Origin of the sequence: Cystobacter fuscus (assembly GCF_044360685.1) — a bacterium.
GTDB lineage: Bacteria > Myxococcota > Myxococcia > Myxococcales > Myxococcaceae > Cystobacter > Cystobacter fuscus_C.
On record NZ_CP043491.1, the window covers coordinates 550,498 to 571,399 of the forward strand.

At 69.9% G+C, this 20,902-nt stretch carries 19 protein-coding genes; 7 read left to right on the forward strand and 12 right to left on the reverse strand.

Going from position 1 to position 20,902, the window contains the following annotated elements:
- Positions 1-76 precede the first annotated feature (76 nt).
- Both F0U63_RS02265 and F0U63_RS02270 read left to right on the forward strand, forming a co-directional pair.
- Entirely contained in the window at positions 77-883 is an 807-nt protein-coding gene (locus F0U63_RS02265) for a hypothetical protein (RefSeq protein WP_395843195.1), read from the forward strand.
- 93 nt (positions 884-976) lie between these two features.
- The gene (locus F0U63_RS02270; RefSeq protein ID WP_395843197.1) at positions 977-2,092 is read left to right on the forward strand and encodes an isoaspartyl peptidase/L-asparaginase family protein; all 1,116 of its coding nucleotides are present in this window, start codon (positions 977-979) and stop codon (positions 2,090-2,092) included.
- A gap of 3 nt (positions 2,093-2,095) precedes the next feature.
- Here F0U63_RS02270 and F0U63_RS02275 read toward each other — a convergent pair whose 3' ends face one another.
- The 3 genes from F0U63_RS02275 to F0U63_RS02285 all read right to left on the reverse strand — a co-directional run bounded on the left by F0U63_RS02275 (position 2,096) and on the right by F0U63_RS02285 (position 4,299).
- Positions 2,096-2,545, reverse strand: coding sequence for a thioredoxin family protein (locus F0U63_RS02275; protein WP_395843199.1), 450 nt, complete (start codon positions 2,543-2,545; stop codon positions 2,096-2,098).
- A gap of 99 nt (positions 2,546-2,644) precedes the next feature.
- Positions 2,645-3,310, reverse strand: coding sequence for a metallophosphoesterase (locus F0U63_RS02280; RefSeq protein WP_395843201.1), 666 nt, complete (start codon positions 3,308-3,310; stop codon positions 2,645-2,647).
- A 2-nt stretch (positions 3,311-3,312) separates the two neighbouring features.
- A complete protein-coding gene (locus tag F0U63_RS02285; protein ID WP_395843203.1) occupies positions 3,313-4,299 on the reverse strand; it encodes a lysophospholipid acyltransferase family protein in 987 nt (328 codons plus the stop codon).
- Between the two features lie 93 nt (positions 4,300-4,392).
- Between F0U63_RS02285 and F0U63_RS02290 the strand changes: the two genes are divergently transcribed.
- The 3 genes from F0U63_RS02290 to F0U63_RS02300 all read left to right on the forward strand — a co-directional run bounded on the left by F0U63_RS02290 (position 4,393) and on the right by F0U63_RS02300 (position 8,909).
- Positions 4,393-7,116: a M1 family metallopeptidase gene (locus F0U63_RS02290; protein WP_395843205.1), complete on the forward strand. Its 2,724-nt coding sequence runs from the start codon at positions 4,393-4,395 to the stop codon at positions 7,114-7,116.
- Between the two features lie 54 nt (positions 7,117-7,170).
- A complete protein-coding gene (locus F0U63_RS02295) occupies positions 7,171-8,511 on the forward strand; it encodes an AAA family ATPase (protein WP_395843207.1) in 1,341 nt (446 codons plus the stop codon).
- A gap of 173 nt (positions 8,512-8,684) precedes the next feature.
- Positions 8,685-8,909: a hypothetical protein gene (locus tag F0U63_RS02300; RefSeq protein ID WP_395843209.1), complete on the forward strand. Its 225-nt coding sequence runs from the start codon at positions 8,685-8,687 to the stop codon at positions 8,907-8,909.
- Positions 8,910-8,916: 7 nt separating this feature from the next.
- Here the strand turns inward: F0U63_RS02300 and F0U63_RS02305 are convergent, their stop codons facing one another.
- The 3 genes from F0U63_RS02305 to F0U63_RS02315 all read right to left on the reverse strand — a co-directional run bounded on the left by F0U63_RS02305 (position 8,917) and on the right by F0U63_RS02315 (position 13,232).
- On the reverse strand, positions 8,917-11,220 hold the full coding sequence (locus F0U63_RS02305) for a PAS domain S-box protein (protein ID WP_395843211.1): 2,304 nt from the start codon (positions 11,218-11,220) through the stop codon (positions 8,917-8,919).
- Between the two features lie 281 nt (positions 11,221-11,501).
- Positions 11,502-12,251: an enoyl-CoA hydratase gene (locus F0U63_RS02310; protein ID WP_395843213.1), complete on the reverse strand. Its 750-nt coding sequence runs from the start codon at positions 12,249-12,251 to the stop codon at positions 11,502-11,504.
- Positions 12,252-12,317: 66 nt separating this feature from the next.
- Positions 12,318-13,232, reverse strand: a complete 915-nt coding sequence (locus F0U63_RS02315; protein ID WP_395843215.1) for a ribose-phosphate diphosphokinase — start codon at positions 13,230-13,232, stop codon at positions 12,318-12,320.
- Positions 13,233-13,283: 51 nt separating this feature from the next.
- Between F0U63_RS02315 and orn the strand changes: the two genes are divergently transcribed.
- A complete protein-coding gene (gene orn / locus F0U63_RS02320) occupies positions 13,284-13,862 on the forward strand; it encodes an oligoribonuclease (protein WP_395843217.1) in 579 nt (192 codons plus the stop codon).
- Positions 13,863-13,902: 40 nt separating this feature from the next.
- On the opposite strand, the gene F0U63_RS02325 is transcribed toward orn, so the two are convergent.
- Positions 13,903-14,259, reverse strand: a complete 357-nt coding sequence (locus F0U63_RS02325; RefSeq protein ID WP_395843219.1) for a response regulator — start codon at positions 14,257-14,259, stop codon at positions 13,903-13,905.
- On the reverse strand, positions 14,256-15,785 hold the full coding sequence (locus tag F0U63_RS02330) for an RAD55 family ATPase (RefSeq protein ID WP_395843221.1): 1,530 nt from the start codon (positions 15,783-15,785) through the stop codon (positions 14,256-14,258). Before F0U63_RS02330 ends, F0U63_RS02325 begins: the two co-directional genes overlap by 4 nt.
- 198 nt (positions 15,786-15,983) lie before the next feature.
- Here F0U63_RS02330 and F0U63_RS02335 point away from each other — a divergent pair, with 198 nt between their 5' ends.
- Entirely contained in the window at positions 15,984-16,202 is a 219-nt protein-coding gene (locus F0U63_RS02335; RefSeq protein WP_395843223.1) for a DUF3185 family protein, read from the forward strand.
- 7 nt (positions 16,203-16,209) lie between these two features.
- On the opposite strand, the gene F0U63_RS02340 is transcribed toward F0U63_RS02335, so the two are convergent.
- From F0U63_RS02340 to F0U63_RS02355, 4 genes are all read right to left on the reverse strand, one after another.
- Positions 16,210-17,769 carry a S8 family peptidase gene (locus tag F0U63_RS02340; protein ID WP_395843225.1) on the reverse strand — a complete coding sequence of 520 codons (1,560 nt, stop codon included), beginning with the start codon at positions 17,767-17,769 and terminating at the stop codon, positions 16,210-16,212.
- 235 nt (positions 17,770-18,004) lie between these two features.
- Positions 18,005-19,771: a hypothetical protein gene (locus F0U63_RS02345; RefSeq protein ID WP_395843227.1), complete on the reverse strand. Its 1,767-nt coding sequence runs from the start codon at positions 19,769-19,771 to the stop codon at positions 18,005-18,007.
- A gap of 49 nt (positions 19,772-19,820) precedes the next feature.
- Positions 19,821-20,180, reverse strand: coding sequence for a hypothetical protein (locus tag F0U63_RS02350; RefSeq protein WP_395843229.1), 360 nt, complete (start codon positions 20,178-20,180; stop codon positions 19,821-19,823).
- A 44-nt stretch (positions 20,181-20,224) separates the two neighbouring features.
- Positions 20,225-20,860: a hypothetical protein gene (locus tag F0U63_RS02355; protein ID WP_395843231.1), complete on the reverse strand. Its 636-nt coding sequence runs from the start codon at positions 20,858-20,860 to the stop codon at positions 20,225-20,227.
- Positions 20,861-20,902 lie beyond the last annotated feature (42 nt).

Sequence of the window (20,902 nt, forward strand, 5' to 3'; positions counted from 1 at the left end):
GTCGCCTATCGACGGCGACGGCTTCTTTGCGCGACTGTGCGGGCCCCTTGTCCCTTCACAGGAGTGAAGAAGCACGATGAAGCACCTCCCTTTCTCGAAGAGTCTGCTGCCGTCCACCCTGGCCCTGTTCGCGCTCACCGGCTGCCCTCACAATGGTACCGATGGCGAGCCCTGCGACAAGGCCGACTATGCCCAGGCCCACCCGGAGGAGTGTGGTCCCCAGACCCGGCCCCCCGTGTGCGACCAGGCGGCCTATGATCGGGCCGTCCTCGACGCCGCGCAGACGACCCAGTCGGAGATCAGCAACGAGCTCTTCGCCATCTCCCCGTCCAACTCCCGTCTGGTTTGGAGGGACGCCGAGAAGAGCGCGGTGCGCGTGGTGGTGTGGACCACCTTCACTGGCTATACGAATGACGATAATGGGGACTACACGTTCTCCCGCGACGTGTTCGTCACCGCGGCCCCCCAGGTGCAGGATCTCTGCAAGTCGCTGACGCTGACGGGCCAGGAGCGAGCCAATCGCATCAACCAGTACCTGGGCCTGCCCGCCGATGCGAACAACACCCGGCAGATCGTGGAGCTGTGGGTGAAGCCGGAAGATCTGTTCCGGCCCTGCCCGGACGCGCAGGTCGACGACACCACGTGCGCCCTGACGTACCCCAGCGACGCCACGTCCGCCCACAAGGCCTGGCTCAACAACTACTACGGCGGCAGCTACAGCCCCTGGCAGACGACGAAGTACCCGTTCACGGGCCTGGGATACACCTACGACTGGTGCAGCGGGAGCCCGTCGCACGTGGGCGCCAGCGAGTACGTCGTGAAGTCGGGCGCGATCGCCCAGGTGATCGGCTACACCACGGCCGAAGCCTACTGCGCGAAGTAGGACGCGCGGGCCCCAAGCCCAAGTGTCGAGGAGGCGTCTCACGCGTGGGGCGCCTCCTGCGGCCGGGCGGGCAGGTGGAGTAGAAACCGCCCCGTGCCTGCTCCGCTCCGCCGTGCCCTTGGCTCCGCCCTCGTGGCGGCACTGTTGTTTCCCCTGGGTTGCTACACGCCCCTCACCACCGTGAGGGAAGACGAGGCTCGTTTGCGCGCTCCCGACGACACCGTCCGGCCCGCGCCGCGCTGGGGCATCGCCCTGCACGGCGGTGCGGGCATCATCCCCCGCGAATCCCTCTCCCCCGAGCGCGAGGCCGCCGTGCGCGCCGCGCTCACCGAGGCGCTCCAGGCCGGTCATGCCGTGCTCGCCCGGGGTGGCACCAGCGTGGAGGCCGTCACCTCCGCCATCCGCGTCCTGGAGGACTCGCCCTACTTCAACGCGGGCAAGGGCGCCGTCTTCACCCATGAGGGCAAGAACGAGCTGGATGCGTCCCTCATGAACGGGCGCACGCGCGAGGCCGGAGCGGTGGCGGGCCTGCGCCACGTGAAGAACCCCATCTCCCTGGCGCGCGCCGTCATGGAGAAGTCCCCCCACGTGATGCTCATCGGCGAGGGCGCCGAGGCGTTCGCGCGTGAGCAGGGACTCGAGCTCGTGCCCGAGAACTACTTCCACACCGAGGAGCGGTGGCAGGCGTTGCAGCGCGCGCTCGAGGCCGAGAAGAAGCAGCAGCAGGCGCCTCCCGAGCCGGGCCAGCCCCAGGGCCCCTCCACCTACCAGGGTCCCATCGACGGAGACCACAAGTTCGGCACCGTGGGCGCGGTGGCGCTCGATCAGGCGGGAAACCTCGCCGCGGGCACCTCCACGGGGGGCATGACGAACAAGCGCTTCGGCCGGGTGGGGGACTCGCCCATCATCGGCGCGGGGACATACGCCAGCGAGCGCTGCGCGGTGTCCGGCACCGGCCATGGCGAGTACTTCATCCGCTACAGCGTGGCGCGCGACATCTGCGCCCACGTGGAGCTGTTGGATCTGCCGCTGAGCGAGTCCGCCAACCACATGGTCATGGAGGTGCTGCTCAAGGCCGGTGGCGAGGGGGGGGTCATCGCCATGGACGCGCAAGGCAACGTGGCCATGCCGTTCAACACCTCGGGCATGTACCGCGGCTACATGGGGCCAGAGGGAGAGCCCTCCGTCGCCATCTTCAAGGAGCCCTGAGCCTCACACCGGAGCGGTGGGTCCCGAGCCCTGGGTGGCCGAGAGCACCCAGCGCTCCAGCTCCGGACGGGGCATCAACCCGCTGCGGCGCGCCACTTCCTGACCCCCGGAGAAGAGGACGAAGGTGGGAATGCCGCGGACGCCCAATTGGCTGGCCGCGTGGGGCTCCGCCTCGGTGTTGAGCTTGAGGACGACGAGCCGACCCGCGTGGGCCCGGCCCACCGCGTCGAAGATGGGCGCGGCGGCACGGCATGGCGCGCACCAGGGCGCCCACAGGTCGAGCAGGACGGGCACGGGAGAGGACTGCACCGCCCGCCAGAGCGCCTCGCCGTTCACCTCCTGGGGGGCGCCCGACAGGTCGAGGGGTCGCTGGCACCGGCCGCACGTGGGCTGACCCGGAGGCGCGGGCTGGCGCACGCGGTTGAAGGCACCACACGAGGAGCAGCGGAACATGAGGACCTCCCAGGCTCTTGGCCGGAAGATAGTGCTCCGGAGGCGGGCGAGCGGGGCCGGGCGCCCGCCCCTCGGGCATGCGGAGAGGGGGTGGGCCCTCTACCCGTCGATGTCCAGGTACGTCCGCTTCGCCGCCACCGAGTAGAAGCGGGCCTCGGGCAACACGTACGCGGTGAGGCGCCGGCCGTAGACGCAGCCCGAGTCCAGGCCGATGGCATGGGGATGGCGCTGCACCCCGCGCAGGGCGTCGTGGCCGAAGATGATGAACTCGGGTCCCCGCCACAGGCTCGCCCATGGCACCCCGGCCTCGAGCTTCTTCGAGGGCTCGCCCTCCGAGGTGATGCTGCGCAGGTTGATCATCAACTCCGGATCCTGCTGCTCCAAAGGCACGCCGGGCACCAGGCCCCCGTGCACCACGCGCACGTTGAACTCGGGGAAGGGGCGGTGCAGGGGCAGCGACTCCAGGTAGGCCCAGTCCGCGTCCGTGAGGGTGTCCAGCACCTGCCTGTGCTCGGGCTTGAGCTTCTTGTGCTTGGGCATGAGCCCCTTGTGCCAGCGCAACACGTGCTCGTCGTGGTTGCCGCGCACCGCGAGCATGCCGCGCTCCCTCGCCCGGCGTACCACTCCCGCCGAGTCCGGCCCCTTGGCCACGAGGTCTCCCACCAGCACCACCCGGTCTCCCGGACGGTGGCCGCACTCCTCCAGCAGCGCGTCGAGCTCCTCCGCGCACCCGTGCACGTCTCCGATGAAGAGGGTCCGGGTCATCCTCACTCCTTCCCGCCCGGCGCCAGTTCCGCCGCGGGGGGTTGTACCTTCCAGCGCCGGTGCAGCCACAGCCACTGACCCGGGTTGCGCCGGATGTGACGCTCCAGCACCGCCGTCACCGCCGCCGTGTGGGCCACGATGGGATCCGGCCCCTCCTGGGCCGGCGGCGCGGGGATGGGCCCCTCCACCTCTATCCGCAGGATGCGCCCGCTCGCGTCCCGCACGCCCATCATCACGAACACCGGCGCCCCGGTGCGCTGGGCCACCACCGCCAGCGCCGGCGTGGTGGAGGCCAGCCGCCCGAAGAAGGGGACGAACACCGCCGCCTTCGCCGGCAGCGCTTGATCCAACAGCATCAACACCGACTCGCCCAGCCCCACCGCCTCTTGCGCCTGGGCGATGGCGCCCTTGGGATAGATGAGGCCCACGCCCGCGGCCACCCGGTTGTCCACGATGCGCATGTTGAGCGCCCCCTTCAGCGGGCGCACCAGCGCGTCCAGGGGAACGCCCCACTGGGGCAGCAGCTTGCCCGCCCGTTCCCAGTTGCCGAAGTGCGCCGTCACCAACAGCGCGCCCCGGCCCGTCGCCACATGGGCCTTGAGCGCCTCCCAGTCTCCGCCGGGCGCCTCGGGGGCGACCCAGGACAGATTCACCAGATCCCTCGTGTCGATGGACTCGATGACCACGCGCGCCATGGTGATGTAGGCCCCCCGCGCGATGCTCCGCCGCTCCGCCTCGCTCTTCTCCGGGAACGCGTGCGCGAGGTTCTCCAGGGCCACCCGGCGGCGGATGCCCAGGGTGAATGCCAGCCAGCCCACGAAACGGGCGAGGCCATCCCGCATCGAGGCGGGCAGGGCGCACAGCGCATCCATCACCCGGTTGGCGAGCCAGCCCACCACGGGCGAGGGGCGCTCGCCCATCACCTGGGAGAGTCGGGGCGCGGGCGGAAGTCGGGTGAGGCTCGAGGAGGGGGAAAGGGAGCTGGACACGTTGGCACTCCACCTGGAAGCAGGTGCCCGAGGCAAGAGGCGCTTCCGCCGTGTCGCTACACCGTCCAGTCGTCTTGGGCTAGATCCGCGCGCATGCTCAGAATCTTTCGATGCGCGGCGCTCGTCCTGTCGGCCACCTTGACGGCGTGCGCCACCCGGCCCGCCCCGGTGCCTCCCGCATCCACCTCCGCGCCCGCGCCTGGCCCCGCGCCGGCGTCCCCTCGCTCCCCGCCGGTGTCACCCACCCTGCGCCTGCCCACGAGCGTGCGGCCCACGGGGTACGCGGCCGAGCTGACCCTGGATCCCACCCAGCCCACCTTCCAGGGGGTGCTCGACATCGACCTGGACGTGAAGGAGGCCACGGCAACGGTGTGGCTGCTGGGCCATGAGCTCACGGTGAAGGAGGCGGTCCTGACGGTGGGAGGCGTGCCGGTGGCGGTCTCCCAGGTGAAGGGCACGGGGGACTTTCTCGGCTTCCAGCCCGAAGTGGCGCTCCGGCCCGGTCCCGCGCACTTGCGCCTCGTCTACGAGGGCGTGCTGTCCGAGCGCGAGGTGAGTGGGGCCTTCCGCGCGCGCGAGGCGGGTGACTGGTATGCCTTCACCCAGTTCGAGCCGCTGGGGGCGCGGCGCGTCTTCCCGTGCTTCGACGAGCCGGGCTTCAAGGTGCCCTGGCAGCTTACCTTCCACGTGCCCGCGGGCCTGACGGTGGTCACCAACACGCCCGTGGTGAGCCAGGAGCCGGGAGGCGCGGGAGGCTCCACCTGGCGCTTCGCCCGGACGCAGCCGCTGCCCAGCTATCTCGTCGCCTTTGGCGTGGGCCCCTTCGACTTCCTGGACGCCCCGGCCTCGGGGGAGAAGGCCGTGCGCACCCGCATCGTCACGACCCGGGGCCGTGCCGCGGAGGGCGCCCATGCCGCCCGGGTGACGCCCGGACTGCTCGCCTACCTGGAGCGCTACTTCGGCGTGCCCTATCCCTACGAGAAGCTGGACGTGCTCGCCGTGCCCCTGTTCGGGGGGGCCATGGAGCATCCGGGCCTGGTGACGTTCAACTCGGAGCTGATGCTGGCCCGGGAGGAGGAGGACTCCGTGGAGCGCCAGCGCGCCTTCTACGAAACGCAGGCGCACGAGCTGGCGCACCAGTGGTTCGGCAACCTCGTCACCATGCAGTGGTGGGATGACCTGTGGCTCAACGAGGCCTTCGCCTCCTGGGCCGCGAGCCGCGCCGTCGCGGACACGCAGCCCTCGTGGGACGAGCCCCTGACGCGGGTGGGCAACCGCTCGCGCACGTTGAACGCGGACAGCCTGCTGTCGGCGCGCCGCATCCGCCAGCCAATCCAGAGCGAGGACGACGTCTTCAACGCCTTCGACGTCATCACCTACGGCAAGGGCGCGGCGGTGTTGTACATGACGGAGCAGTGGCTGGGCCCGGACGTCTTCCAGCGCGGGGTGCGCCGCCACCTGCGCGCGCACGAGCACGGCAACGCCACCGCGAGCGACTTCATCGCCGCCCTGTCGGCGGAGGCGCAGCGGGACGTGTCGGGGGTGTTGGACTCCTTCCTGGAGCAGGGCGGCGCGCCGCTCATCACCGCCCGGCTGGATTGCTCGGCCCGGGTGCCCGAGGTGGAGTTCTCCCAGCGCCGCTTCCTGCCCCTGGGCTCTGCGGGGGGCACGCCGCAACTCTGGAAGGTGCCGGTGTGCGTGCGCCATGGCACGGGCGCCCGGGCGGGACGCGCCTGTACGCTCCTGGAGACCGAGACGGCCCGTCTGCCGCTGCCCGAGGCCCGGGGCTGCCCCGCCTGGCTCCAGCCCAACGCGGATGGCGCGGGCTACTACCGCACCGCCGTGGACGCGCGGATGCTCAGCCGACTGCTCTCCACCGACAGCCGCCACCTCTCGCGCGCCGAGCGCGTGGCCCTGCTCGGGGACGTGCGGGCCCTGGTGGGCGCCGGCGCGATGCCCGCGGCGGACGCGCTCGGCCTGCTGTCGGGCCTGGCCGGGGAGAAGGACCTGCGGGTGTTCCAGTCCTCGTTGGAGCTGTTGGAGTTGATGAATCCCCCGCTGCTGTCCGAGCCGCGCCAGACCGACCGCCAGCGCTTCCTGCGCGACACCTATGGCGCACGGGCCCGGGCGCTCGGTTTCACGCCGCGCGCCAACGAGGATGTGGACACGCGGCTGATGCGGCCCCTGCTGTTGGAGCTCGCCGGGAAGCAGGGCGGGGACCCGCGGCTCACGGCGGAGGCCCGGCGCCTGACGGAGCGGTGGCTCGGGGGGGAGACCCGGGCGATCGACGCCGAGCTGTTGGAGTCCACGCTGGCCACCGCCGCCGTCTGGGGGGACGCGGCCCTGCACGCGAGGATGATGACGGCGCTGAGCGCGGCGACGGAGCGCAAGCGGCGGGAGGACATCCTCGGCGCGCTGCGCGACTTCCACCAGGCGGACCTGGTCCAACAGAACCTGGGGCTGCTGCTGGAGCCGGCCGTGGATCTGCGCGAGGTGTGGCGGTTGTTGTTCGGCGCGGCCACCGACGTGCGCTCGCGGGACGTGGCCTACGCCTTCGTGACGAAGAACTACGACGCGCTCGTCGCGCGGATGCCGGATGAGATGGTGGCGTACCTCGCGATGGCCGCCTCGTCCTACTGCGATCCGGTGCACCGCCAGGAAGCCACCGCCTTCTTCACCGAGCGCATGGCGCGTGCCGCCGGAGGCCCCCGCTCCCTCGCCCTGGTGTTGGAATCCATCGACCTGTGCATCGCCTTCAAGGCGGCCCAGGGCCCGAGCATCGAGTCCTTCCTCGCCCCGCCCCGGCGCGGGCGCTAGGAATCCACACGACGGCTCCCGTGTAGGGGGCGTAAGAAGAGGGCGGAGGAACGCATGTACATCAACCGGCTGCACGTGAAGAACCTGAAGCGCATGCGGGATCTCGCCCTCGACTTCACGCACGAGGGCAAGCCCCGGATGTGGACCGCGCTCGTCGCGGAAAACGGGGCGTGCAAGACGACACTGCTCCAGGCGATCGCCCTGGTGGCGAGTGGTTCCGACCGGGCCAATCAATTGGCGGATGTGCCTTCGCTGCCGGACTTGAGGCGACCGGCCGAGGAGTCCGTGCGGCTTCGCGCTGATTTCGAATTCGGTACCCGATTGGACAAATGGCGCGTTTTTCCCGAGGCCTCCAAGGTCTTCTTCAAGGAGCAACCCTCCCTGGGGCTGCGAAGTTCCCTGGACATCGAGCCCCGACAGTCGACGTTCCGGGGAACATCCCTGTTTGCCTCCGTCAACGCGCTGGCGTCCTCTGACGAGAACCATCTCCCCGCTGATTCCACTGTGATGGTGGCTCGCCTCAAGAAGTTGTTGTCGGAAATCAAGGACGAGGAGGATGAAAAGACACCTTTCCGTTGGAAGCTCGAGGGGGAGGACGTGCGTTCCGATGCCGCGCTCTTGTCTTGGTTGGGCGGCTATGCACTTGCTCTTCAGAACCCCCTCGCGGAAGCCCGTGCGAAATCCCTTCCAGGCTGGTTTGTCGCTGGCTACGGCACGCAGCGTCAGCTCCCGGTACCGCTCAGCGCGTCCGAGCTGAAGGATCGTGTGCTCAACCGGCTCGAACCGCTTTTTGGCAAGGCACCGCTCGTTGGCACGGGTTTCGCCAACCAGTTCGCCGACACGCCTCGCTTCGAGCCCTTCATCCAGGCGCTCAAGAAGGTCTTCGTCGACAACCACCTCCTGCCCCATGTGGACGCTGTCGAGCTGCGCGGCCGGGGCGGAGTGACGCAGCCGGGAGACCTGGTCCGGTCCCACAGCTTCGAGTTCGCGTTCTCCGGCCAGAAGACGAAGGTTCCCGCCACCTGGCTCTCGCAGGGCTACCAGTCGACCATCGCGTGGATCGCCGACCTCATCGGGCAGATGTACCTCGACATCGGTGAGGCCGTTCCCCTGGAGGACATGGAGGGAATGGTGCTCATCGACGAGCTCGATCTCCACCTCCATCCCACGTGGCAGGTGCGGCTCGTGCCGGTGCTCAAGCGTGTATTTCCGCGCATGCAGTTCATCGTGACGACCCACTCGCCCATGCTCCTGCCCGCGCTCGAACGGCACGAGATCGTCATGCTCCGCCTGGACGAGCACGGAGATGTCTTGGCCGAGGCCCCGCCCACCTGGCCCAAGTTGATGACGGGCAACGAGATCTACTCGAGCTTCTTCAACATCCAGAAGCCCTGACCGCGCGCCATCACCCTCCAGTGCGGTCCCGTCCACCCGAGGACAGGACCTTCCAGCATGTTTCCGTTGGAGAACACCCTCTCGGTTAAATTCCAGAAAAGCTTGACCAAATGGCAATTGACCCATTAGCCTCACTAACGGGGGAACCCTTCCAGGAGGTGGAGATGGGGCACATGAAGGATGAGGACTTGAAGGAGCTGTCCGTGTCCGAGTCGCCTTTCAAGCGAGGCGCGCAGGACGAAGCGCCTCGGCCGCCCAACGTGGCACGCACACCTCCGGGGGTCTGGCCGCAGGTCTCCCAGGCGGATCTGGGACGGGCGATGCGGCGGCTGAGGGGCTCCACCGAGCATGTCCGGGAACCCGAGCCGCGGGTGCGGCTGGTGGGCAAGACGGGCTGAGTGCTGCTCAGGAGGCGGCGCGCTCGGGCTCGTCGTGGCCGAAGTGCTCCAGGGGAGTTTCGATGGCGGGCAGCACCACGCGGAAGGTGCTGCCCTGGTTGGGGTGGCTCTCCACGGAGATGCGCCCCCCCTGCGCGGTGACGATGCCGTGGCAGACGGACAGTCCCATGCCGGTGCCGACGCCCGCGGGCTTGGTGGTGAAGAAGGGATCGAAGAGGCGGGGGAGGTGCTCGGGGGGAATGCCCACGCCCGTGTCCTGGATCTCCACCAGCACCTGGCCCTCCTCGCACGTGGTGGTGACGCGGATCTCGTTCTGGTGGGCGTTGCCGTGGGGAATGGCCTGCGCGGCGTTGACGAGCAGGTTGAGGAAGAGCTGCCCGAGCCGCGAGTCATTGGCGAACACGCGCGGCACCGTCCCGTAGTTCTTCACCAGCCGGGCGCGGTGGCGGATCTCACTCCGGGCCATGTTCGCGCACGAGTCGAGCACGGTATGGATGTCCACGGGGCCGCGCGAGTCATTGCCGCCGCGCGAGAACGTCCTCAAGTCGCGCACGATGTCGCGCACGCGGTTGCCGCCGTCGATGGCCTCGCGCAGCGCCTGCTGGATTTCCACCCCCTCCGCGCCGGACAGCTCGGCCACGTGCCCGGCCATGTCGCGCACCTCGGCTTCCACGAAGCGCAGGTTGCTGAGCAGGTAGGCCAGGGGGTTGTTGATTTCATGGGCCACGCCTGCGGCGAGCGTGCCCAGGGACACCATGCGCTCGGTGGCGAGGATGCGCTCCTGCACCTGGCGGCGCTCGGTGATGTCGCGGGTGATGCAGGCCACGGTGGCCAGGCCCTCGAAGAGCAGCGACACGGTCATCACCTCGCCCACCGCCTGGCGGCCATCGGGGCGGCGGAAGCGCGCCTCGCGGGGCATCCCCGCCTGGCTCGTCACCATGAGGGCGGCCTCCTCGCCGGGCAGCACCAGCTCCGACACCGGCAGGCCGCGCAGGGACTCGGGGCTCGCATGGCCCAGGAGCGTGGCGGCGGCGCGGTTGGCGAACAGCAGGGTGCCGGCGCGGTGCAGGAAGATGGCGTCCGGCGAGTGCTCGATGAGGGCGCGGAAGCCCTCCTCCATGCGCCGGCGGGTGGACTCCGCGCGCAGGCGCTCGCGGATGTCCACGAACGTCACCACCGAGCCCACGCGCTCGCCACTGCGCGTCACCGGGTGGGACCAGTACTCCACGGGCACGTCGCCGTCGCGGGGGTGGCGCAGCACCTCGTCGTCGCCGTGCAGGGCGCCCTCCTCGCGGAAGGACTCGCACACGCGGCAATCGCCGGACGGCTCGTGGCCGGGGTGGATGATGGAGTGCAGCGAGCGGCCCAGCAGCGCGTCCGCGTGCTCGTGGCCCGACAGGCGCAGGGCGGCGCGGTTGCAGAAGGTGCAGCGGCCCTCGAGGTCCAGGCCGAAGATGGCCTCGGCGGTGGAGTCGAGCAGGGAGCGGATGCGCTCCTGGCTCTCCTGGAGCTGGCGGTTGCCGCGGTCGATCTGCTCGGCCATGAAGTCGAAGGCCCGGCCGAGCAGGCCCACCTCGTCCACGCCCCGGAGGTGGGCGCGTGCGTGCAACTCGCCCAGGGCGAGCCGGTGCGCGGTGGCGGTCAGCCGCTGCATCCGCCGTCCGAGCACCAGGTGCACGACGAGGCTGACCAGACACACCAGCACCGCGACCACCAGACACGAGCGCGCCGCCCACCGCTCGGCTTCCCTCTGGCGCGCGAGCTTCTGGGCCGTCAGGTCCTGCCGCAAGAGGAGCAGGCCCATCCGCGTGCCCTCGGGGCTGGCCTGGAGGGTGATGGGGTAGTAGGCCACCACCTGCCGCCGGTCCTCGCTCAGGTGCACGTTGCCGGCCATGTACTCGAGCATGGTGGCGAGGTGTTGGGCGTGCTCGGCCGGGTCGAGCTGGGGCCAGGCGTCGCGCAGGGTCAGGCCGATCTGCGCGGGCCGGATGGAGGCCAGCACCCGCTGCTGCTCGTCGAGCAGCAGGCCCTGCTGCAGGGTGGTGTTGGCGCTCAGGGTGGACAACTCCTTGCGCGCCGCGTCGAGCTGCCCGTTCTGCAGCAGGTACTCGATCATGCTGTTGAGGTGCGCCATCCGCAGGGTCATCTCCGCGACGGCTTGTTTCTCCGTCTGCAGGTGGCCCTGCGCCACGTCCGCCTCGAAGGTGTAGAGGAAGAAGAACACCGCGGCGACGAGGATGATGAGTGGGATGAACCAGCGCACCGCGAGGAAGCGGTGCCAGAAGGCGGGGGGCCTTCGCAGGGGGCTCATGGGCACACCTGGGTCAGGACGTTCGAGGTCCTGTCCGGCACGCGCGAGCACGCGGACAACAGCAACAGCATGGCAGCCGCCCATCCAACGCTTTGCATGTCATCTTCCCCCGTACACGCCTTCCTTCGGGGATGGTCGGCGCTCAAGGGCTCATCATAGTTGCAGGGTAAACACCGGAAAAGCAGTGCACCCAGCAGGTACTCCCCCGGCGCCGTGAATCCAACAGTATCCCAGTGAAGGTGAGTCCATTTCCCGGCCCGGAAGGGAGGTGGATTGGAAATTTATTTCTTTTTGGACAGGAAGGCGTTGAAGGCCTCGCGGGCCTCGGCCGATGCGAGCCGTTGCATGAAGAGGGCGCCCTCGCGCGAGAGGGTTTCGTCCACGGCGGCGCGCAGGGGCTCGCGCAGCAGCTTCTTGGTGAGGCGCACGGACTCCACGGGCCGGGAGGCGAGCGCGGCGGCGCGCGATTTCACCAGCGCCTCGAGCTCCGCGTCGGGCACCACCCGGTTGACGAGCCCCGCGCGCAGGGCGGTGGCGGCGTCGAAGGGCTCGCCGAACATGAGCAGCTCGGAGGCGAGCGCCATGCCGGCCAGGCGGGGCAACAGCAGACTGGAGGCGCCCTCGGGGCTCAGGCCCAGGTTGACGAAGGGCATGCTGAAGACGGCGCGCTCGCTGGCGGCCACGTAGTCACAGTGCAGCAGCAGCGTGGTGCCGATGCCCACCGCCACTCCCTCCACGCGCGCCACGATGGGCCGGGTGAAGTGGGCGAGCGTGTGCAGGAAGCGGAACACGGGGGAGTCCTCGCCCGTGGGCGGATTCTCCAGGAAGTCCTTCAAGTCGTTACCCGCGGTGAAGGTCCCGCCCGCGCCGGCGAGCACCACGACGCGCACCGCGTCATTCGAGTCCGCGTCGCGCAGCGCCTGGGCCGCCAGCGAGTACATCTCGGCGGTGAAGGCGTTCTTCTTCTGCGGCCGGTTGAAGGTGAGGGTGAGGACTCCGGCTTCCAGGTGGCTGAGCAGCGTGTCGGACATGGCCGGGCACCTTATCCCGGTGGACGCGCGGAGGGGCGCGACTCGCACCCCGGGTGCGCCTCGGGCTCAGCGCCGCTCGGAGGTGACGCGGCAGATGGCGTCGGCGAGCAGCGGGGCGAGTCCCACCACCTCGTGGTCGAAGGGGAGCGTGCGCTGTTGGGGCACACTGTCCGTGGAGATGAGGCGGCGGATGGGCACCTGGCTCAGCCGCTCCACCGCGGGGCCCACCAGCAGCGCGTGGGTGGCCACCACGGTGATGTCCTCGGTGCAGCCCTCCTTGAGCACCGTCTCCGCCGTGGCGGCGATGGTGCCCGCGGTGGAGATCATGTCGTCGACGATGATGGGCCGCAGGCCGCGCACCTCGCCCACGAGCCCCCGGACACTCACCTCGGAGCCGCTCATGCGGCGCTTGTGCACGATGGCCAGGGGCAGCCCGAGCTGGCGCGCGTAGCGCTCGGCGAGCTTCACCGCGCCCAGGTCCGGCGACACCACCACCGCGCCCTCTCCGGCGTGGGGCCGCGCGGCCTCGGCCAGGAGGTGGCTGGCGTCCAGGTGCTCCAGCGGCATGCCGAAGCAGCCCTCCAGCGCGGGGGTGTGCAGGTGCACCGCCACCAGCCGCTCGAAGCGGCCGCGCTCGAGCAGGTCCACCACCAGCTTGCCGCCGAGCGCCTCGCCCGGCTTGCCCCGCCGGTCCTGCCGCGCGTAGCCGAAGTAGGGCACCACCGCCATGAGCCGCGCCGCGCCCGCGCGCCAGCACGCGTCCGCCATCAAGAGCAGCTCCATCAGGTGCTCGCCCACCGGCGGCGCCGTGGGCTGGATGAGGCACACGTTGCGGCCGCGCACGTCCTCCTGGATCTCCACGTACAGCTCGCCATCCGGGAAGCGCTCCAGGTGGCAGCGGCCCAGGGGCCGTCCGAGCGTGCGGGCGAGGTTCTCACCCAGTGCGCGGTTGGCGGTGCCACTGAAGACGGTCAGTTCCATGGGGCGGCATCATCCCTCAATCGCCCATGCTCGGGGTAGACTGCGCGGCCCATGCCCGTATCCGCCCCGCCGCCCCCGTGTTTCGTCTGGCTCGATCTGGAAATGACCGGACTGGACCCCGACGACTCCGCCATCATCGAGATTGGTGTCATCATCACCGGCCCGGATCTGGTGCCCCGGGCGGAGATGGAGCGCGTCATCTGGCAGCCCGAGGAGGTGCTCGCGCGCATGGAGCCCATCGTCCGGGAGATGCACACGCGCAACGGTCTGGCCAAGCGGGTGCGCGAGTCGCAGACGTCCCTGCGCGTGGCCGAGAAGGAAATCACCGCCCTGGTGTCGCAGCACTGCGACGTGGGCGAGGGCATCCTCTGCGGCAACTCCATCCACACCGACCGGCGCTTCCTGGTGAAGTACATGCCGATGCTCGACCGCTACCTGCACTACCGCCAGGTGGACGTGTCGAGCCTCAAGGTGCTGGCGAGCGCGTGGTACCCGGACAAGGTGGCCCAGCGCAAGGCGCCCTCGGGGCACACGGCGCTGGCGGATCTGCGCTCGAGCATCGCCGAGCTCACCCACTACCGCACCCACCTGTTCGTGCCCCCCGCGACGCCTCCGGGTGGCAACTCCTGAGACGGGGTGGCGGGGCGCGCCCAAGCGCCCCGCTCGGGCGTCACGCCTTCTTGTTCAGCTCCGCGGTGACGGTGTCCAGCAGGTCATCCAGCTCGAAGGGCTTGGCGAGGAAGCGGCTGCCCTGCAACTCCGCCTTCGTCACCCGCCCGGCGCTCATCACCACCACGGGGATGGTGCGCAGGGACGGGTCGTCCTTGAGCCGGCGCAGCATCTCCTGGCCGTCCATCACCGGCATCATCAAGTCCAGGAGGATGAGGTCCGGCCGGTCGCGGCCCACCTGTTGCAGCCCCTCGGCGCCATTGGCGGCGGTGGAGACCTCGTAGCCCTCCACGGAGAGGATGTCCGTGAGGGCCTCCAGGATGGCCACCTCGTCGTCCACGATGAGCAGCTTGCTCATGCGCGACCTCCGCGCTTGAGGGATGCGCGCCGCCGGGGCGCGGCCTTGCTCCGGGTGGAGGGGCGCTTGGTGGCCCGCGGCCGGTGCTGGCCCTGGAGGATGTTCTCGGCGCTCTCGGAGCTGTCCGCCACGTCGATACCCCGCGAGGAGAGGGAGAACTCACGCGACGTGGACTCGTAGGGGCTCTCGCTCATCTTGAAGATGGAGAGCATCCGGTACAGCCGCGAGCGCAACTCCACATAGCGGAGGAAGACGATGTTGTCGATGAGTGCTTCCAAGCCCTGCAACGGCCCTTCCTCGCGCGGCCCGAAGAGCATGGGCGTGCGCTGGAGCATCAGCGGGGTGACGCCGCGCGCGCGCAGCGCGTTGAGCAGCGAGGTGACGAAGCCGAGCGTGCGCCGTGGGTCCATCGTATGCAGGAGCAGCTCCAGGCCATCCAGCACGAGCCGGCGCGCCTGGTGGCGCTCCACGAGCGCGAGCAGCTCGTGCGCCCGGGCATCGGGCAGGCACTCCACCGGGGTGCGCGACTCCACCACGAGCCCACCCGACGCCAGCGCCGGGGCCAGCTTCAGCCCCAGTCCCTGGGCCTTGGCGAGCAGCCGGTCGCGCGTCTCCCCGAAGCCGAAGTACAGGCTCTTCTCTCCCCGCCGCACCCCCTCCGCCAGGAAGTGCATCCCCAAGAGCGTCTTGCCACTGCCGGGTGCCCCGGACAGCAGCGTGGAGGAGCGCTCCGGCACGCCGCCCAGGAGCATCTCGTCCAGGCGCGGCACCCCGAAGCCCACCCGCCGCGCGGAGTCCGCGGGCTCCTCGCGCGGGGGCGGAACGAACGCCTCCAGGCGCGGGTACACCACGAGCCCCTCGGAGTTGATCTCGAAGACGTGCCGGCCGGTGATTTGCGGCTCGCCGCGCAGCTTCGTCACCTCCAGCGCGCGCACGGAGCGCAGGCCCTCCAGGTGCATCTCCAGCACGAGCACCCCATCCACCATGGCGAATTGAGGATCCGCCGCGTTCTCCTGGCGGTTGGTGAGCACCAGCGTGGTGCAGCCGGCCAGCGCGTTGTGCACCCCCAGGGAGTGGAGGAACTCGCGGAAGACGAGCACCGAGCCGGCGCTCTCCTGCGCCGCCAGCAGCCCGTCCACCACCAGCACCGTCGCCTGGTGCTCGCGCACCGCGCGGTAGAGCAGCCGCGACAGCCCCTCGAGCCCCTCGGCCTTGAGCGTGGCGTAGGCGCTCACGTAGTGCAGCGACTGGCCAATCACCTCGCGGCGGAAGAAGCGCATGCCGTGCAGGTGCGTCATCATCCGCTCGTGGGACTCGGAGAGCATGGTGATGAAGACGGCGCGCCCGCCGCTGGCCACGTGCGAGAAGCACAGCTGGTTGCCCAGCACGGTCTTGCCCGTCCCCGGGGCTCCCGAGACCATGTAGGTCCCCCCGTGGACCCAGCCGCCGTTGAGCAGCGCGTCCAGTCCGGACGAACCGGTCACCACTCGGCGCACGGGCTCCTCGGTTGGCTTGATGTCACTCACGCTGCCCGCTCCTCTCGCCCGTCCCACACTACTGGGTCAAGATGTACTCAGACGTGCTTTCCGCCACGAATGTCCGAAGGTGCCCGAACCCCCCCGGGTTCGTGGAGTTCTGGACACTCCCAGGGGGGTTGGGGGCTAATGTCGCGCGGCGCCGGGTGGTCCCGGCCCGTCGCACCCAAAGCCGAGAGGACTCACGCCGTGGGGATTGTCCGCATCCTGGGTATCATGCTCCTTGTCGCTGGCACCGTGTTCCTGGTGTCTGCCTGGCGCGCCACCGACTCCATGGTGGAGCGCGCCGCGCAGAAGCTCACCGGGCGCTACACCGATAGCACCCAGCGCGACCTGGCGATCGGTGGCGCGGGGGTGGTGGGCGGCGTGTTGCTCCTCGCCCTGGGAGGAGGCAAGCGCCGCCGCTAGGCCGCGCTCAGCGAGAGAGCACCTGCTGGAGGGCCCGGCGCAGGTTGGGCTGGGGGCCGATGTGCTTGGAGGAGGGCGCCTGGGGCGTGCCGGTGGCGCGCAGCAGCGCGCGCATCTCGCGGGGAGGCACCGGGCCCTTGCCCGCGGCGAACGCGGCGCCCTGGATGGCGGCCACCGCTCCGGCCACGATGGGGGCCGCGCTCGAGGTGCCATTGAAGGAGTCCGTGTAGCCCCGGTTCTCGCCCAGGCCGCTCAGGTCGCCGTAGCCCAGGGTGACGACCTTCTCGCCCCAGCTGTGCACGTCCACGCGCGAGCCGTGGTTGGTCCAGCACATGGGGACGTGGCCGGTGGCGGAGCTGGCGCCCACGAGGATGGCGCCCGAGTCACGCACCGCCCGGTTGAAGGCGCCATGGTAGGCGGGATCATCCAGGTCCGCGCCGCCATTGCCGGCCGCCTCCACCACGTGCACGCCGTGGGCGGTGGCCTGCGCGATGGCGTCGAAGTTGGCCCGCCAGTACTCCAGGGGCACGTAGTTGCACTGGCTGAGATTGCAGGCGCAGCCCTTCTGGGTCTTGGGGCCCGGGGCTTGCAACTCCACCAGCACCACGCCGCCCCGGCCCGCGGCGCGCGCCGCGTGCTGGATGGCGCTCGCCATGCTCTGGGTGGCGATGCCCTGGCGTCCCGCCGAGGCCCCGTTCGCGATGCCAGTGATGCCATACCCATTGTCCTGGCCCACCATCACCCCCATCACCGCGGTGCCGTGGTCGCGCCAGTCCGCGCCCTGGAACTGCTCGCCTCCCCAGTAGAAGAAGGCCGGCAGGTCCTCGTGCCGGGTGTTCCAGGCGCCTTCCACGTCGATGAGCCGCACGCCCTGGCCCCGGCCGCCGGGCACCGACCAGGCGTAGTGCGCGTCGATGCCGGCGGGCGCCGCGTCCAGGTAGCCCTGCTTCAGCTCATAGCTCGCGGTGGCGTTACCCCGCGCGTCCCACGCCGACACACTGGCCGTCCACGACATGGGCTCGGCGTAGGCGATCTCCACGCTGTCCAGCGCGTTGAGCTGCATGACCAGCTCGTTCACGTCGGCCGCCTGCATGCCGGGCTCCAGCTGCAGCTCGTAGTAGAGGTCCAGGTCCGCCATCTCCTTGCCACTGAGATCCTCGGCCAGGCGCTTGCGCGCGGCCAGGGTGGACTCGGGCTCGCGGAACAGCCGCTCGGGCCGGCGCCCGCGGGCCTTGCTCTGCACCACGCGCTGCAACTCGGAGACGTCCGTGTTCAGCCGCACGTCGGTGATGTGGTGGCGCTGCATGCGGCCACGCTCGTCCGAGTCGCGCTCCTCGCTGAGGATCTGCATCACCCCGCCGCGCAGGCGCACCCGCGTCCCCTCGTGGAACTTCACGACCAGGCGCTGGACCGGCGTCTCCTCGTCCAGCTCGGGCGTGGTGGGCTTCACCGTGGACAGCCGCGGCTCCAGGACCTTGGCGGCCTCCGCACAGGGCGCTACCAGCAGGCTCAGACCGAGCAGCACCGTGGGCGTTACATGGAACTTGAGGAAAGAGGCCTTCGTCATCCGTCCTGACTCCGGTGTGGGGGGGAGACATGACCGTGACCTCGGAGGCTGGGACGCGGGCCCGAGGGCCCGAACCTTCCCCCCGGGGTCACGTGGGCGGCCCGTTTCAATGCTTGTCCTGAATGGGCCTCCCACAACACATGCATTCGCGGTGGGAGGTATTAGCAGATATTTTCACTCTGGGAAATATGTCGGCCAAGTCAAGATTTCCTAAATTCTCAATTTCTCCCGTTACTCATTGCGTGAAGAGAAACTCATCCAGCTCGGACTCATCGGCCGGGTCGCGCGAGGCCGGGTCGGAGTCGTCCGGATCGAAGCCGTAGATGGAGAAGCCGGGCGGGGCGGGACCGTCGTCCAGGCACTGCACGACGCGGGGCGGCGTGCCCACGCCATCGCCATCCCGGTCCGGGTAGAGGACGCGCCAGAGGAAGCGGGCGGAGTCGGAGTCGTCGCAGTCGTTGCCGGAGGCCGCGGGAGTGTAGGGCGGGGGGAGGGTGGCGGCCGCGCAGACCTGTCCGGTGGAGGGCACGGTGCGGCCGTCCCCATCCGCGTCCACGTACCTGAAGGCGTGGAGCCGCCAGCGCAGGGCGTCCTCGGGCGCACAGTCGGTGCCCTGGAGCGAGTGGTCCGCGGGGAGCGAGCCATTGGTGCACAGCGTCAGCGCGGGGCCCGAGCCCACGCCATCTCCGTCCGTGTCCACATAGGCCTGGAGGGACTGGTACACGTCCGCCCGGGTGTCGTCGCAGTCGGTGCCCCGGCTGGTGTCTGGGTAGCCCTCGGTGGACGCACCCAGGCAGAGCGGGCCGCCGGGCGCCACGGTGAAGCCATCCCCATCCGCGTCGCGGAAACTGGGGGTGAAGGTGCGCCAGCGCAGGGCGTCATCGGGCGCGCAGTCCGTGCCCGTGTCCGAGTAGCCGGCGGGACGGGTCGTGCCCGCGCAGAGCGTCCGCTGTTCACCGGCACCCACTCCGTCCTGGTCCGCATCCGGAAAGACACTCCAGGTGACACTCACCTCGGCGCGGGTGTCATCGCAGTCGAGGTGGGGACCGGGCGTCACGGAGTATCCGGGCGGCGCGGCGTAGCCCCCGCACACCCGTCCCGTTTCGGACACGGTGGCGCCATCCCCATCCGCGTCGCGCCACGAATAGGAGTGCCACATCCAGCGGGCGCTGTCGTCGGGAGCACAGTCTCCCTCCCCAAGGGCGTAGCCGGGCCGGGCGCCAGTGCCGGAGCACAGGGTCTCCGCGGGTCCGCTTCCCACCTGGTCTCCGTCGGGGTCGAGGTACTGGACGCGGGAGGTCCACACGTCCGCGCGGGTGTCGTCACAATCGGGGTGGCTCGGCACCCGGTCGGCGTAGTCCTTGGGAAGCGTCCTTGCGGTGCACAGGGTGCCCGAGGCGGGCACGAAGAACCCATCTCCATCCGTGTCCCGGCCCAGGTAGTTCCAGGAGAAAGCGCGGGTGGGGTCCCCGGGCGCGCAGTCCGTCGCCGTCTCGGACAGCCCTGGCGGCGGGCTGCTTCCCATGCAGTGGAGCGAGGGCTCTCCCTCCGCGGCACCATCCCCGTCCTTGTCCGCGTACAGGGGGCGCGACACCCAGACCGTTGGATCCGTGTCGTCGCAGTCCGAGCCCTGGGTCCGCAGGTAGCCGGTGGGGTTGTCGCCCACGCAGTCGTTCGACGGCGTGTTGGCCGCCTTGCCGTCGCGGTCCGCGTCGGCGTAGTAGCCCTTGCCCGTCAGGGACATCCACCGCTTGGGGTCCTCGGGCGCGCAATCGCCGCCCTGGGTGGAGAACCCCAGGGGCAGGGACTTGCCGAGGCAGAGCGTGTGGGGCTCGCCGCTGCCATACCTGTCCCCATCGGGGTCGCTATACACCTGCACCTGCCTCCAGGTGCCGGCCGAGTCCGGGGCACAGTCCGCGCCGTCGTGGATTCCATCGCCGTCGCTGTCCGAGCCACAGCCGAGCTGCGCGCCCATCAGCGCCAGCACGAGCGCCCATCTCATCCATCGTGTCATCTGTCCGCCCTCTGTCTGTCTTCGGGGTGGAGCGGGATTAGCGACGGGTGAGCTTGCAGCTCGCGAGGCCAAGGCCATAGCCGTTGTTGCCCCGCACCTCGAGGTAGTACTGGCCCGGCTTGTTCATGGAGATCAACGCGAAGTGTTCGCAGGTACGGATGAACCTCACCATCTGTTCGTTGTTCTGACCACTGGAGGTGTCGAACGAGATGGTCCGTGCAGTGGCTTCACCCTGGAGGATGCCGGTGAGCTTGAATGCGTTGTACGTGTAACCGTTTTCGATGCTGTCCACGGTCTCGAACACGAAGGTCGGACTGCTGGACTGTGCCGAGGCCAGGGTCAGCGGAGCCAGGGTGCACAACAGGGTGGCGGCGGTCGCGAGCGTCTTGAGTTTCATGAGTGTGTTTCCCCCCCGTGAATCGGGTGTCGTGGACGCGCCCTCTATAGTCCAAAGCCCAGCGCCACGGCGAGCAATCCCCCCAGCAGCAGATACAGGGGGATGTTGCAGGCGAGCGTGATGCGGTTGATGCGCCGGAAGCGGACCTGCTCCTCGTCGGCGAACCAGATGCCCTCCTCGCCCATGGTGCGCCCCTCCACGGCGTGGAAGAAGAGCGCGGCGTAGAGCACCTCGATGACGAGACTCACCACGACGAGCGCGACGAGGCACACCGCCCAGGTGTCCAGGGGCGAGGGAGTTCCGGGGGGCGACAGCAGGTGGGCGCCGAGGCCACCGAGCACGAGGACGAGGCTCAGCACGTCATGGGCGATGCCATAGGGGGGCCGCCAGTTGTGGCTGACGTAGAGCATGTACAGCTCCGCGAGCCCGCGCAGCCACATGAAGGCGCCGAAGCCGCCGAGCACGAGCCGCAGCCGCGGGGACACTCCCGGGTCGAGCGCCACGAGCGGACAGAGGAAGAACCAGAGGAAGATGGCGTAGAGCAGCCACGCCATCTTGGGCGGGGAGATGCGGCCCCCCTTGGCCGCGTGCACGTTCTGCCGGCGCCAGAAGAGGACACCGAGTCCCCCGCATAGGCTCAACAGCAGGAGGATGAAGACTCGGGTGACGGGGGCGAGCATGTCGTTCTCGCACGGTAGCCCGAAAGGCAGGCCCGGGCGCGT

Excerpts from the sequence above, each read along its gene's own strand:
- F0U63_RS02355 (WP_395843231.1), bottom strand. The coding sequence starts at position 20,860 with ATGCTCGCCCCCGTCACCCGAGTCTTCATCCTCCTGCTGTTGAGCCTA.
- F0U63_RS02350 (WP_395843229.1), bottom strand. The coding sequence starts at position 20,180 with ATGAAACTCAAGACGCTCGCGACCGCCGCCACCCTGTTGTGCACCCTG.
- F0U63_RS02265 (WP_395843195.1), top strand. The coding sequence starts at position 77 with ATGAAGCACCTCCCTTTCTCGAAGAGTCTGCTGCCGTCCACCCTGGCC.
- F0U63_RS02290 (WP_395843205.1), top strand. The coding sequence starts at position 4,393 with ATGCTCAGAATCTTTCGATGCGCGGCGCTCGTCCTGTCGGCCACCTTG.
- F0U63_RS02300 (WP_395843209.1), top strand. The coding sequence starts at position 8,685 with ATGAAGGATGAGGACTTGAAGGAGCTGTCCGTGTCCGAGTCGCCTTTC.
- F0U63_RS02275 (WP_395843199.1), bottom strand. The coding sequence starts at position 2,545 with ATGTTCCGCTGCTCCTCGTGTGGTGCCTTCAACCGCGTGCGCCAGCCC.
- F0U63_RS02305 (WP_395843211.1), bottom strand. The coding sequence starts at position 11,220 with ATGAGCCCCCTGCGAAGGCCCCCCGCCTTCTGGCACCGCTTCCTCGCG.
- F0U63_RS02315 (WP_395843215.1), bottom strand. The coding sequence starts at position 13,232 with ATGGAACTGACCGTCTTCAGTGGCACCGCCAACCGCGCACTGGGTGAG.
- F0U63_RS02340 (WP_395843225.1), bottom strand. The coding sequence starts at position 17,769 with ATGACGAAGGCCTCTTTCCTCAAGTTCCATGTAACGCCCACGGTGCTG.
- F0U63_RS02295 (WP_395843207.1), top strand. The coding sequence starts at position 7,171 with ATGTACATCAACCGGCTGCACGTGAAGAACCTGAAGCGCATGCGGGAT.
- F0U63_RS02345 (WP_395843227.1), bottom strand. The coding sequence starts at position 19,771 with ATGAGATGGGCGCTCGTGCTGGCGCTGATGGGCGCGCAGCTCGGCTGT.
- F0U63_RS02325 (WP_395843219.1), bottom strand. The coding sequence starts at position 14,259 with ATGAGCAAGCTGCTCATCGTGGACGACGAGGTGGCCATCCTGGAGGCC.
- F0U63_RS02280 (WP_395843201.1), bottom strand. The coding sequence starts at position 3,310 with ATGACCCGGACCCTCTTCATCGGAGACGTGCACGGGTGCGCGGAGGAG.
- orn (WP_395843217.1), top strand. The coding sequence starts at position 13,284 with ATGCCCGTATCCGCCCCGCCGCCCCCGTGTTTCGTCTGGCTCGATCTG.
- F0U63_RS02310 (WP_395843213.1), bottom strand. The coding sequence starts at position 12,251 with ATGTCCGACACGCTGCTCAGCCACCTGGAAGCCGGAGTCCTCACCCTC.